Source organism: Duganella sp. CT11-25 (assembly GCF_047302815.1).
Lineage (GTDB): Bacteria > Pseudomonadota > Gammaproteobacteria > Burkholderiales > Burkholderiaceae_D > Rugamonas.
On the sequence record NZ_JBKBFD010000001.1, the window covers coordinates 1,992,829 to 2,006,582 of the forward strand.

The 13,754-nt window shown below is 68.1% G+C and carries 6 protein-coding genes; all 6 read right to left on the reverse strand.

The features are described 5' to 3' along the window. Window positions 1-70: 70 nt before the first annotated feature. Entirely contained in the window at window positions 71-1,825 is a 1,755-nt protein-coding gene (locus tag ACEN9F_RS08300) for a PAS domain-containing protein (protein WP_413419564.1), read from the reverse strand. A gap of 2 nt (window positions 1,826-1,827) precedes the next feature. After that, window positions 1,828-4,383, reverse strand: a complete 2,556-nt coding sequence (locus tag ACEN9F_RS08305; protein ID WP_413419565.1) for a chemotaxis protein CheB — start codon at window positions 4,381-4,383, stop codon at window positions 1,828-1,830. Between the two features lie 119 nt (window positions 4,384-4,502). Continuing rightward, entirely contained in the window at window positions 4,503-5,936 is a 1,434-nt protein-coding gene (locus tag ACEN9F_RS08310) for an efflux transporter outer membrane subunit (RefSeq protein WP_413419566.1), read from the reverse strand. Further along, complete coding sequence (locus tag ACEN9F_RS08315; protein WP_413419567.1) at window positions 5,933-9,253, reverse strand: efflux RND transporter permease subunit; 3,321 nt, start codon at window positions 9,251-9,253, stop codon at window positions 5,933-5,935. Before ACEN9F_RS08315 ends, ACEN9F_RS08310 begins: the two co-directional genes overlap by 4 nt. Beyond that, window positions 9,250-12,357: an efflux RND transporter permease subunit gene (locus tag ACEN9F_RS08320; protein ID WP_413419568.1), complete on the reverse strand. Its 3,108-nt coding sequence runs from the start codon at window positions 12,355-12,357 to the stop codon at window positions 9,250-9,252. The genes ACEN9F_RS08315 and ACEN9F_RS08320 overlap by 4 nt, the downstream gene beginning before the upstream one ends. Beyond that, a complete protein-coding gene (locus ACEN9F_RS08325) occupies window positions 12,354-13,754 on the reverse strand; it encodes an efflux RND transporter periplasmic adaptor subunit (protein WP_413419569.1) in 1,401 nt (466 codons plus the stop codon). Before ACEN9F_RS08325 ends, ACEN9F_RS08320 begins: the two co-directional genes overlap by 4 nt.

A 13,754-nucleotide genomic window follows, 5' to 3' on the forward strand; every position in this document is an offset into this window, starting at 1 on the left:
AAGATAAAGCCCCTGAATGAGTTCCAGCGGCAGTATATTCCTTATGCGCGGGGCTGAAAATGCTTTTTCACTATGCGCAACCGGCTAAGTCGAAGGCCATCGTCAGCGTGCAGCCCTGGCCCGGCACGAACGGCACGATGACGAGATTGCCGCCCAGCGCCGCCACCCGCTGCGCCATGCCGATCAGGCCGAAGGAGTCGGCCTTGCCCCGGTGCTGGGGCGCGATGCCGACGCCGTCGTCGGCCACGCTGAAGACCAGACTGCTCCCGTGCAGTGCCAGGCTGACGCTCACCCGGCTGGCGCCGGCATGCCGGCGCACGTTGCTCAGCGCCTCCTGCAGGCCGCGGAACAGCACGATCTCCATCCCGTCCGGCAGCCGCCCCATCGCCGCCTCGTCCGGCAGCGCCAGCGCGCAGGCCAGGCCGCTGCGCTTTCGGAACTCGGCCACCTGCCACTCCAGCGCCGCCTGCAGGCCCAGGTCCAGCACCGCCGGCCGCAGCTCGTTCATGATGCCGCGCACGCTGCGGATGGTGGTGTCGACATTCTCCAACACCGACGCCACGCGCTGGTGCAGGCGGGCATGGCGTTCGGCGGTGCGGTCGCGCAGCATGGTGACGTCGATGCGCAGCGCCAGCAGGTTCTGCCCCAGTTCGTCGTGGATGTCGCGCGCGATGCGGGTCCGCTCCTCTTCCTTGACCGTCTCCAGGTGCTCGGCCAGCTTGCGCAGCTGCTCGCGCGATTCGTGCAGCGCCGCCTCGGCGCGCTTGCGCTCGGCCACCTCCAGCACCAGCAGGTGGTTGGCCTGCGTCAGTTCGGCGGTGCGCGCCACCACCCGCGCATCGAGCTCGCGCGACAGTTGCAGCAGGTCGGCATCGGCGCGCAGGCGCGCCGTGATGTCGGAGAACACGCCGATGAAGTAGCTGATCGCGCCGTTATCGTCGCGTACCACCGTCAGCGACATCGAAGCCACGTACGGCGTGCCGTCGCGGCGGCGGTTGTGCACGTCGCCCTGCCACTTGCCGTAGGTGCGCAGGCAGCGCATCGCTTCGGCGTGATAGCCGACCGGGTGCGCCTCATGGCGGCCGAGGAAGCGCGGGTTGCGGCCCAGCGCCTCCTCCACCGGATAGCCGGTCAGCCGCGTGAAGGCCGGATTGACCGCGACGATATGCTGGTCGACATCGCACACCAGCACGCCCTCGTTGATATTGTCGAGCACCTGGAAGGCGCGCCGCCGCGCCGCCTCGCGCACGTCCGGCGTGCCGATATCGGTCAGGATCACGCGGCACTTGTTCGCCACCACGTCATGATTGGCCTCGATGTGGACCTGGCGCAGCGCGCTGGCGTCATCAGCGGCCATCGGATCGAACAGCGGCACTTCCAGCACCGCGCGCGCGCCGCCGGCGAACAGCGTGGCCAGGAAGCGGCGCAGCGGCGCCTGCGCATGCGGCGCCACGAACTGCTCGAAGCGCTTGCCGGGCAGCTCACCGCGCTGCACGCCGAGCAGCTCGGCGGCGGCGTGGTTGGCGCGCGTGATGCGGCCGTCGGCGTCCAGCGACAGGTAGCCGGCCGGCGCCTGGTCGTACAGCGCGGCGTAGCGGTCGCGCCCCGCCTCGGCCAGGTCGCGTTCCTGCTGCAGCTCCGACAGCGCCTGGTTCTGCATGTCCAGCTCGATCTGGCTGACCTGCAGCTCATGCCACTGCCTGAGCAGCTCGGTGTCGGCGCCGACCGGCGGCGCCAGGCCTGTCACGCTGAGCGCCGTCACCGTCTGCTCGGCGGCGTCGCGCAGCTTGTCGGGATCGAGCTCGGGACGCGGCCGCGTTGCCATGGCTAGTTCACTCCGCCCTGCATCGAGCGCAGCCGCGCTTCCAGCTGCTTCGACTCGGTGATGTTGATGAAGGTGACCACCACGCCGTCGATGACGTTGTCCACCGTGCGGTAAGGCATGATGCGCACCGTGAACCAGCGCGAGCTGCCGGTCGGGACCTGGCGTTCGCAGAACACCAGCGTGCGCAGCACTTCCCGCGCGTCGCTCTCCAGCTCCGGATAGTCGAGGTCACTGGTGATGTCGCCCAGCGGCCGGTTGACGTCGCCGGCTATCAGCTTGTAGATCTGCTTGGCCTTGTCGGTAAAGCGGCGGATGCGCAACTCGCTGTCGAGGAAGATGGTGGCGACGTCGGTGCTGTTGAGCAGGTTCTTCATGTCGCCGTTGACCAGCGACAGGTCGTCGACCTTCGATTGCAGCTCGGCGTTGACGGTGTACAGTTCCTCGTTCAGCGACTGCATCTCCTCCTTGGAGGTGGTCAGCTCCTCGTTGGTGGACTGCAGTTCCTCGTTGGTCGATTGCAGCTCCTCGTTGGCCGACTTGAGCTCCTCGCGCGAGGCCTGCATCTCGTCGCGCACCGCCTGGATCTCCAGCCGCGCCTGCGCCAGCTGCTGCTCCAGTTCCAGCACGTAGGGATTGCTGGAGCGCGAGCGCTTGCGTTCCGACGGCAGCGGCACGATGGACAGGGTCAGCATCACGGTGCCCGACAGGGGGCCGTCCTCCGGCATCGCCTCGGCCGTCAAATCCAGCGCCTGCGACGGCTTGCCCGCCTCGTCGCGCTGGATCAGGCCGCGCACGGCGATCATGCCGCCGTCCTGCGCGGCGCGCTTGAGCAGGTCGGCCAGTTCGTGGCGCAGGCTTTCGCGCGCCATCGCATGGATATTCCAGTTGGCCTTGCCGGCGGCCGGCTCCAGGTAGGCGCCGGTGCGGCCATGGATGTACAGGATGTCGCCATGGACATTGAGCAGCACGGCGGCCGGCGCATGCTTCTTGAGCAGCAGCTGCTCGACCTGGGATTGAAGATTACCGTTCATGGATGGGTGGCTAGGTTCGCTCGCTGTAGTGGCCGATACGCTGGTGACGCGAGTCGGGAAATAGTTGGCCACGCGGTGGGTGGAAGCATCCAGCCGCCGGTAGATGCGGCCCGCGCCATGCATCGGCGCAAACAGTTCGTTAAACTGGCCTGGCGTATCGGCGCTGCCCAGCATCAGCAAGCCGTCGGTCTTCAGCGCGTAGTGGAACAGCGGGATCAACTGTTCCTGCAGCTTGACGGTGAAGTAGATCAGCAGGTTGCGGCAACACAGTATATCGAGTTTAGTGAAAGGTGGATCGGAAATGATGTTCTGGCGTGCGAAGATGATGGAGTTGCGCACGTCCTTGCGGATGCGGTAGCCGCCGTTCTCGGCCGGCATGAAGTAGCGCTTGAGCCGTTCCGGCCCGACATCGGCCTCGATGCCGGCGCCGAACACGCCCTGGCGCGCGCGCTCGATGGCGTCGTCGTCCAGGTCGGTGGCGAAGATCTGCAGCGTGTACTGCGCGGTCGGCCGCAGTTGTTCCAGCACTTCGCTGAAGGCGATCGCCAGCGAATACGCCTCCTCCCCGGTCGAGCAGGCCGGCACCCAGGCCTTGAAGGCGGCGCCCTCCGGATGCTCGGCCAGCAGCTGCGGCAGCGCGCTCGCCATCAGGTATTCCCACACCTTGGGGTCGCGGAAAAAATTGGTCACCCCGATCAGCAACTCCTTGAACAACAGCTCGACCTCGGCCGGGTTCTCGCGCATGAAGCCGACGTAGTCGGACAGCGTGGCGCACTGCCGCACCGTCATGCGCCGGTCGATGCGCCGCGTGACGGTGCTCAGCTTGTAATCGGAGAAATTGGCGCCGGTCTGCTTCAGCAGCAATTCGAACAATTGCTGCAAGGCGTCGCGCTGGGCCGCCGCCCGCATCGGCAGGCCGGACTCGCGCCGCTCCCACCATTCGCTCAGGCGCGCCGCCAGTTCGCCCGGCAAGGCCACCACGTCGACCACCTCGGCGGCGATGGCGCTGACCGGCATCGGATCGAACTTGGCCGACGCCGGCAACTGCGCCAGCGTCAGGCCGCCGACATCGCGGATCGCCCTCAAGCCGAGGGTGCCGTCCGCGCCCATGCCCGACAGGACCACGCCCACCGAACGCTCGCGGTTATGCTCGGCCAGCGCATGGAAGAAGTGATCGATGGGGAGGCGGTGGCCGCGCTGGCCCACCGGCGGCATCAGCATGAAGCGGCCGGCATCCAGGCCGAGATCGCGGTTGGGCGGGATCACGTACACATTCCCCGCCTCGACCGGCATGCCGTCGGCCACTTCGCGCACCGCCATGCTGGTCACCCGCTGCAGCAGTTCGGGCAGCATGCCCTTGTGGAGCGGATCCAGGTGCTGCACCACGACATAGGCGAAACCGCTGTCGGGCGGTACGCCGATCAGGAATTCGCACAGCGGGTCGAGGCCGCCGGCGGACGCGCCGATGCCGACGACGGGAACGACTGCATCGGCAGCTGGAACAGCGGTGGCGCTACGTTTCGTCATCTTGGCATGAGACCGGCCGGGGCGGCCCCGGAGGAAGTGATCTTTATTTACATCTTGCCAGATGATTATACAAAGATCACGTTCAAAAACCAAGCGGCCCGCCCAGCCCGCATCACGCCCTACTCACTTGCAGCATGCCAGCCACCACCCAGCGCCTGGATCAGCGCGATGGCGGTGTTCTGGCGGTCGGCCTGGGCCTGCACCAGCGCCCGCCGCGCGGTCAGCGCGGTGGTCTGCGCCGTGACCACGTCGCTGTAGCTGACCTGGCCGGCGCGGTAGCGGTTGAGCATCTGCACCTCGACCTGGTCGGCCGCCTCGGAGGCGGCCTTGCGCAGGTCCAGCTGCTGCGCCAGCGTGCGGGTCGCCGCCAGCTGGTTCTCGACGTCGGCAAACGCGGCCAGCACCGTCTGCCGGTACTGGGCGATGGCCTGGTCGCGTCCCGCCTCGGCGCCGCTGACGCGGGCCTTGGTGGCGCCGGCGTCGAACAGCGTCTGCGCCGCCGTCAGGCCCAGCGACCACAGGTTGTTGGAGGCGTTGAACAAGCCGCCGGTGGAGGCGGCGCCATAGCCGAAGGAGCCGGTCAGGTTCAAGCTGGGGAAATAGGCGCTGCGGGCGATGCCGATCTGCTCGTTGGCGGCCGCCACGCGGCGCTCGGCGCCGGCGATGTCGGGCCGGCGCTGCAGCAGCGTGGACGGCACGCCGGTCGGCACGTCCGGCACCACCACGTTCCACGGCGCGGGCGCCAGCGTGTAGTCGCCGGCGGCCTTGCCCAGCAGGACCGCGATCGCGTGTTCCAGCGTGGCGCGCTGGCGCACCAGCGTGATCTGGTCGATGCGGGCGCTGGCCAGCTGGGTTTGCGCCTGCAACAGGTCGGACTTGGCGGCGATGCCGGCGTCGAAGCGGTTCTGGGTGATCTGCAGCACCCGCTCGTAGCCTTCGGTGGTGGCGTCCAGCAGCGCCTTTTCGGCGTCGGTCTGGCGCAGCGAGAAGTAGTTGGTGGCCAGCTCGCCCTGGGCCGACAGGCGCGCGGCGGCCAGGTCGGCGGCGCTGGCCTGCAGGCTGGCGGGGGCGCCGTTGGCGCCGGCGCGCAGCTTGCCCCACACGTCCGGCTCCCAGCTAGCGCCGATGTTGGCGCGGTACTGGTTGCCGGTCTGCGTGCCGCCGCCGCCGGAGCGGTTGGCGCTGCCGTTCAGGTCCACCACCGGGAACAGCGAGGCGCGCTGCTCGGTGACCAGCGCCCGCGCCTGCGCATAGGCGGCGACGGCGGCGGCCACGTTCTGGTTCGAGACTTCGATGCTGTCGGCCATCTGGTTCAGCAGCGGATCGCCGAACAGCTGCCACCACGGGCCGCGTTCCAGCGTGTCGGCCGGCGCGGCGGCGGTCCAGCCGGCGGCGGCCTTCTGGGCCTCGCTGGCGGTTTCCTTGTAGGCCGCCGGCTGCGGCGTGGACGGCAGCTGGTAGGCCGGGCCGACCGCGCAGCCGCTGGCCAGCAGCGTCGCCAGCACCGCCGGCGCGATCAGGGAATAACGGGGAGTGGATGCGTATTTGCTCATGGTGTGCTCGGCGACTCGCTATGGATGCGGCTTAATTGTTGTTCGGACGGGCCGCGGCGGCGCAGCTTGTCCATCAGGATGTAGACCACCGGCGTGGTCAGCAGGGTCAGTAACTGGCTGGCGATCAGGCCGCCGATGATGGCCACGCCCAGCGGCCGGCGCAGCTCGGAGCCCTCGCCGAAGCCGATCGCCAGCGGCAGCGCGCCCAGCGCGGCGGCCAGCGTCGTCATCAGGATCGGGCGGAAACGCAGCAAACAGGCTTCGCGCACCGCTTCCAGCGGCGCCAGGCCGCGCGAACGCTCGGCCTCCAGCGCGAAGTCGATGATCAGGATGGCGTTCTTCTTGACGATACCGATCAGCAGGAAAATGCCGATCAGCGCGATCGTCGAGAATTCCATCTTGAAGATCAGCAGCGCCAGCACCGCGCCCACGCCCGCCGACGGCAGCGTGGTCAGCACCGTCACCGGATGCACCAGGCTTTCGTACAGGATGCCCAGCACGATGTAGATCACCACGATGGCCGCCAGGATCAGCAGCGGCAGCGACTTGTTGCTGTCCTGCGCGCTCTTGGCCGAGCCGGCGAAACTGCCGCGCACATTGCCCGGCATGCCGATCTGCGCTTCCGCCGCCGCGATGTCGGCGGCGGCGTCGGACAGGCTGGAACCGGGCGCCAGGTTGAAGGCGACGGTGGTGGCCAGCTCGCCATCCTGGTGGTTGATCGAGGTCGCCGCCGAGCTCTCGGCAAAGGACGCCAGCGCCGACAGCGGCACCATCGTGGTGGCCGTGGTGCTCAGCGCGGAACCGGACGAGGCATCCTTGACCGCCGGCGCCGAGACGTTGGCCGCCGTGGCGGTGCTGGCGCTACTCGTACTGGTGGTGCCCGAGCCGGTGGTGCCGCTGGTGCTGGTGCCGGAGGTGGTCGTCGCGGTCGTCGTCGCCACCGGCGCGCCGGTCGGATTGCTGGCCGTCGGCGACGGCAGCCCCTTGGACGGCACATACACGTCCTTGAGGTCCTCCGGACTGGTACTGTACTTGCGCGACACTTCCATGATGACGTGATACTGGTTCAGCTCATCGTAGATGGTCGCGACCTGGCGCTGGCCGAAGCTGTTGTACAGCGCATTGTCGACGTCCTTGACCGACACGCCCAGGCGCGAAGCGCTCTGCTTGTCGATGGTGACATAGGTCTCGACGCCGTTGTCGGCCTGGTCGCTGTCGACATCGACCAGCGACGGCTGGCCCTTCATCGCCTCCGCCAGGCGGGTCGCCCACCGTTTCAGGTCGGCCTGGTTGTCGCTCTTCAGCGTGTACTGGAAGTTGGCGTTGGCCGAGCGTCCGCCCGAGCGCAGATCCTGCACCGGACTGAGGAACAAGCTCACGCCGGTCACCTTGGCCAGCTTGGGCCGCAGGCGCGCGATCACCGCCTGCCCCGCCACCGTACGCTGGTTGGCCGGCTTCAGGTTGATGAACATGAAGCCGCCGCCGGCGCGCCGGCCGCCGGTGAAGCCCACCACCGTGGCGACGTCGGGATCTTCCTTGATGATGTTGACCAGCTGGCGCAGCTTGCCCTGCATCGCCTGGAAGGAGATGCTCTGGTCGGCGCGGATGCCGCCGTTGATCTGGCCCGTGTCCTGCTGCGGGAAGCCGCCCTTGGGGATGGCGGCGAACAGGTAGACGTTCAGGCCGATGACGAACAACAGGCTCAGCATCACCAGCCAGACGCTGTGCAGCGCCCAGTCCAGGCTATGCTCGTAGCCCTTCAGTACCTTGTCGAAGCCGCTCTCGAAGAAGCGCGCGACGCGGCCCGGCGGCTTGGCCTGGGCATGGCCCGGATTCAGCAGCCAGGCGCACATCATCGGCGTGGTGGTCAGCGAAATCACCAGCGAGATCATCACGGCGGCCGACAGCGTGATGGCGAACTCCTTGAACAGCGCGCCGAACTGGCCGCCCATGAACAGCAGCGGAATGAAGACGGCGATCAGCGACAGGCTGATCGACAGCACGGTGAAGCCCACCTCGCGCGCGCCCAGCAGCGCCGCCTCGAAGCGGTCCATGCCGGCCTCGATATGGCGGGTGGTGTTTTCCAGCACCACGATGGCGTCGTCGACCACGAAGCCGGTGGCCACGGTCAGCGCCATCAGCGACAGGTTGTTCAGGCTGAAGCCCAGCAGGTACATGACGCCGAAGGTGCCCAGCAGCGACACCACGGTCGCCACGGCCGGCACGATGGTGGCGCGCACGTTGCGCAGGAACACGCTCACCACCAGCACCACCAGCAGGATCGAGATGATCAGCGTGACCTCGATCTCGTGCAGCGACGAGCGGATCGAGTTGGTGCTGTCGCTGGCCACCTCGATCTTCACGTCCGGCGGCAACTGCGCCTGCAGCTGCGGCAGCTGCGCCCGCACGCTGTCGACGGTCTCGATGACGTTGGCGCCGGCCTGCGGCCGCAGCAGCACGATGATCGCCGGCTGGCCGTTGAACAGGCCCAGGTTGTTCTGGTCCTCGACGCCGTCCACCACTTCCGCCACGTCCTGCAGGCGGATCGCGGTGTCGTTGCGCCAGCCGACCACCAGGTTGCGGTAGTCGGCGGCGCTGCGGCCGCCGCTGGCGTTGGCCGATCCGGAATAGATCTGCAGTCGGTGGCCGTTGCCCTGCAAGGCGCCGCGCGGACGGTTGGCGTTGGTGGCCTGGATGGCGGCGCGCACGTCCTCCATCGACAGGCCGATGCGGTTGAGCGCATACGGATTCAGCTCGACCCGCACCGCCGGCAGCGAGCTGCCGCCCAGTTCCACGTCGCCGACGCCGGTCACTTGCGACAGGCGCTGCAGCACGATGTTGGAGACGGCGTCGAAGATCTGGCCCGGCGTGCGCGTCTTCGACGTCAGCGCCAGGATGATCACCGGCGCGCCGGAGGTATTGGCCTTGCGGTAGGTCGGATTGCTGCGCAGCGTGGCCGGCAGGTCGACCCGGCTGGCGTTGATCGCCGCCTGCACTTCGCGCGCCACCGAGTCGACGTTGCGGTTCAAGTCGAACTGCAAGGTCACGTTGGAGGAACTGGTGCTCGACTGCGAGGTCATTTCGTTGACGCCGGCGATGGTGCCCAGGTGGCGTTCCAGCGGCGTCGACACGCTGGTCGCCATGGTCGACGGGCTGGCGCCCGGCACCGTGGCGCTGACCGAGATCACCGGGAAGTCGACCTGCGGCAGCGGCGCCACCGGCAGCACGAAGAACGCGCCGATGCCGGCCAGCGCCACGCCGATCGTCAACAGGACGGTGGCGATCGGGCGCTTGACGAAGGGGGACGACAGGTTCACGGCGCACCACCTTCAAGCGGCGCCGGCGCGGCCGGCCGCTTGCCGCTGAAGCGGCGCGCCAGGCTGTCGAAGCCGAGATAGATCACCGGCGTGGTGAACAGCGTCAGCATCTGGCTGACGATCAAGCCGCCGAAGATGGCCAGGCCCAGTGGGCGGCGCAGTTCGGCGCCCTCGCCCCAGCCCAGCATCAGCGGCACGGCGGCGAACAGCGCGGCCAGCGTCGTCATCAGGATCGGGCGGAAGCGCAGCAGCGCGGCCTGGTGGATCGCCTCGCGCGGCGGCTTGCCCTGCTCCCGTTCGGCCTCGATGGCGAAGTCGATCATCATGATCGCGTTCTTCTTGACGATACCGATCAGCAGGATGATGCCGATGATGCCGATCACGCCCAGGTCCTGGCCGCTGACCAGCAGCGCCAGCAAGGCGCCGACGCCGGCCGACGGCAGCGTCGACAGGATCGTCAGCGGATGGATATAGCTTTCATACAGCACGCCCAGCACGATGTAGACGCAGACCACGGCGGCCAAAATCAGCCACAACTGGTTCGACAGCGAATTCTGGTAGGCGCCGGACGCGCCGAGGAAGGTCAAGGTGACCGAGGCCGGGAACTTGATCTCGGCGGCGGCGTGCCGGATGCTGTCCACCGCCGTGCCCAGCGAAACGCCGGACGCGGTGTCGAAGCCCAGCGTGGTGGCCGGATACTGCGCCACGTGCGTGACCTGCAGCGGCGCCTGGCGCTCGGTGACGGTGGCCACGGCCGACAGCGGCGTCGCCTTGCCGGAGCCGGTGCGCAGCTGCAGGTTGCCCAGGTCGGCCGGCGTGGTGATGTCGTCGCGGCGCGCTTCCAGGATCACGCGGTACTGGTTGGTCTCGGTGAAGATGGTCGAGACGATGCGCTGGCCGAAGGCGCTGTACAGCGCGTCGTCGATGGAGGCGGCGGTGACCGACAGGCGCGAGGCCGTGTCGCGGTCGACGCTGACATAGGCCGCGTTGGCGCTGGCGCCGACGTCGGACACCACGTTGCGCAGTTCGGACTTGGTGCGCATCTGCGCGGCCAGCTTGGTGGCCCACTCGTTGACGGTGGCGTTGTCGGCGCCCTCGATCGACACGCGGAACTGGGTCGGGCCGGACTCGGCGTCGATGGTCAAGTCCTGGGTCGGCTGCAGGTACAGCGTCAGTCCCGGAATCGCGGCCACGCGGTTGCGCAGGCGGTCCATGGTTTCCTGCTGGCTGCCGGTGCGCTTGTGCTTCAGGTTGATCAGCATGCTGCCGGTATGCAGCATGGTGTTGTTGGCGGCGTCCACGCCGACCACGGAACTGAGCGTGGCGACGTCCGGATCCTCCAGCACGGCCTTGGCGGCCTGCTGCTGCAGATCCGCCATCCTGGCGTAGGAGACGGCCTTGCTGGTTTCCAGGCGCGCCTGCAGCTGGCCGGTGTCCTGGGTCGGGAACAGGCCTTTCGGGATCACCACGTACAGCAGCACCGTCAGCAGCAAGGTGGCCAGCGCCACCAGCAGCGTCAGGCCGCTATGGTTGATGACCCAGGTCAGCGACCTGTCGTAGTGGCCGATCACCCAGTCGAAGAACTGCTGGAAGCGCACCGCGAAGCGGCTCTGCTTTTCCTCGCCGTGGCTCTTCAGCCAGCGCGCCGACATCATCGGCACCAGCGTCAGCGACACCACGGCGGAAATCAGGATGGTGATCGCCAGCGAGATCGCGAATTCGCGGAACAGGCGGCCGACCACGTCGCCCATGAACAGCAGCGGTATCAGCACCGCGATCAGCGACACCGTCAGCGAGATGATGGTGAAGCCGATCTGCTTGGCGCCCTTGAGCGCGGCGGCCATCGGCTTTTCGCCCTCTTCGATGTAGCGCGCGATATTCTCGATCATGACGATCGCATCGTCGACCACGAAACCGGTGGCGATGGTCAGCGCCATCAGCGACAGGTTGTTCAGGCTATAGCCCAGCAGGTACATGACGCCGCAGGTGCCGATCAGCGAGATCGGCACCGACAGGCTGGCGATCACGGTGGCGCGGATGCTGTGCAGGAAGGCGAAGATCACCAGCACCACCAGCACCACGGCCAGCAGCAGCTCCATCTCCACGTGTTCGACGGAGGCGCGGATGCCGGTGGTGCGGTCGCTCAGCACCTCGACATGCATGGCGCCCGGCAGGCCCGCCTGCAGTTCGGGCAGACGGGCCTTGATGGCGTCCACGGTGGCGATGACGTTGGCGCCGGGCTGGCGCTGCACGTTGAGGATGATGGCCTGCCTGGTGCCGGACCAGGCGCCCAGCTCCACGTTCTCGGCGCTGTCGACCACGGTGGCGACGTCGGTCAGGCGCACCGGCGCGCCGTTCTTGTAGGCCAGGATCAGGTCCTTGTAATCCTTGGCTGTGACCAGCTGGTCGTTGGCGTTGATGCTGTAGGCGCGGGTCGGGCCGTCGAAGCTGCCCTTGGCGCCGTTGGCGTTGGCCGCCGTGATGGCGGTGCGCAGCGTGTCGAGGCCGAGGCCGTAGGACGCCAGCGCGTTGGTGTCGGCTTGTATGCGCACGGCCGGGCGCTGGCCGCCGCTCAGCGTCACCAGGCCGACGCCCGAGACCTGGCTGATCTTCAGCGCCAGGCGGGTGTTGACCACGTTCTGCACCTCGGTCAGCGGCATGGTGTCGGAGGTGATCGCCAGCGTCAGCACCGGCGCGTCGGCCGGATTGACCTTGGCGTAGACCGGCGGCGCCGGCAGGTCGGTCGGCAGCAGCGACGAGCCGGCGTTGATCGCGGCCTGCACTTCCTGCTCGGCCACGTCCAGCGTCTGGCCCAGGCCGAACTGCAGCGTGATGATGGAGACGCCGGCGGCGCTGGTGGAACTCATGCGCTGCAGGCCGGCCATCTGGCCGAACTGGCGCTCCAGCGGCGCGGTGACGGTCTGGCCCATCACCTCAGGGCTACCGCCGGGATACAGCGTCTGTACCTGGATGGTCGGGAAATCCACCTGCGGCAAGGCCGACAGCGGCAGGAATTTGAAACCGACGATACCGGCCAGGACGATCGCCAGCATCAGCAGCGAGGTCGCTACCGGGCGCTGGATGAAGGGGGCGGATGGACTCATTGCTGTGCTGCGCCTTCCTTGTTGCGGCGGCGATGCTCGCCGGCCGGCGCCGATGCGCCGTCCGCGGCGGCGGCAGGCGCGCTCGCGCCATCGGCCGCCGCGCCGCCATGCTTGCCTTTCCAGCCGCCGGCCGCGTGCTCGCCGCCGCGGCCTTTGCCGTGTTCGCCGCCGGCGCCGGGCAGCGTGACCTTGGCGCCCTCTTTCAGGCGGTCGCCGCCTTCGGTGATGACTTGTTCGCCCAGTTCCAGGCCGCTGGCGATCTGCACCTTGTCCACGGTGGCCTGGCCGCGCGTGACCTTGCGCACGGTGACCGTCTTGTCGGCCTTGACCACGTAGACGAAATCGCCGCTGGTGCCGTGGCGCACCGCCGTCACCGGCACCATGATCGCATCCTTGATGGTGCGCAGCTCCAGCCGCACGTTGACGAACTGGCTCGGGAACAGCGCCGACTTGGCGTTGGCGAAGCGCGCCTTGGCCTTGACGGTGCCGGTCTGCACATCGACCTGGTTATCCATCGCCGAGAACTTGCCGCTGTCGAGCGTATTGGTGCGGCTGCGGTCCAGCGCCAGCGCCGGCAAGGCGGCGCCGTCGTTCACGCGCTCCATCACGCCGGGCACGGTGTCCTGCGGGATCGAGAATTCCACATCGATAGGCGACAGCTGGGTGATCAGGGCGATGCCGTTGGTGTCGCTGGAGCCGACCAGGTTGCCGATATCGACCACGCGCAGGCCGACGCGGCCCGAAATCGGCGCGATCACCTTGGTGTAGCCCAGGTTCAGCTTGGCCATGCCTTCGGCCGCGCGGTCGGTCATGACCGTGCCTTCGAGCTGCTTGACCAGCGCCGCCTGCGTGTCGACGTCCTGGCGCGCGATCGAGTCCTGGCCCAGCAGCGTGCGATAGCGGTTCAAGGTCAGCTTGGCGTTTTCCAGCTGAGCCTCATCGCGCTGGCGTTGGCCGGAAGCCTGCAGCAGCGCCATCTCGAACTGGCGCGGATCGATCTGCGCCAGCACTTGCCCGGCCTTGACCATCTGTCCTTCCTTGAACAACACGCTTTGCAGGATGCCCGACACTTGCGGACGCACGGTGGTGGTGGCCGCCGCGGTCACGGTGCCCAGCGCCTCCAGCGTCACCGGGATGTCGGCCTTTTCAGCCGTCGCCACGCCGACCGTGGTCGCCACGGAGCGCCGTCCACCACCGCCACCACCACCGGGGCCGCCGGGACCGGGACCGCCCGCGCCGGGCACGCTGGCGGCGGGATCGCCTGCCGGCTGGTGCGTCAAATACCACGCCAAGCCGCCCAGCGCCGCCATGACGGCGACGGCGATCACGCTGCCGAGTATCTTGCGGCTGCGCTTAGGTGGGGCGGTATTCAAAGTCGGCTTGGTTTGCGTATCCAT

Excerpts from the sequence above, each read along its gene's own strand:
- ACEN9F_RS08320 (WP_413419568.1), bottom strand. The coding sequence starts at position 12,357 with ATGAGTCCATCCGCCCCCTTCATCCAGCGCCCGGTAGCGACCTCGCTG.
- ACEN9F_RS08325 (WP_413419569.1), bottom strand. The coding sequence starts at position 13,754 with ATGGATACGCAAACCAAGCCGACTTTGAATACCGCCCCACCTAAGCGC.
- ACEN9F_RS08310 (WP_413419566.1), bottom strand. The coding sequence starts at position 5,936 with ATGAGCAAATACGCATCCACTCCCCGTTATTCCCTGATCGCGCCGGCG.
- ACEN9F_RS08305 (WP_413419565.1), bottom strand. The coding sequence starts at position 4,383 with ATGACGAAACGTAGCGCCACCGCTGTTCCAGCTGCCGATGCAGTCGTT.
- ACEN9F_RS08300 (WP_413419564.1), bottom strand. The coding sequence starts at position 1,825 with ATGGCAACGCGGCCGCGTCCCGAGCTCGATCCCGACAAGCTGCGCGAC.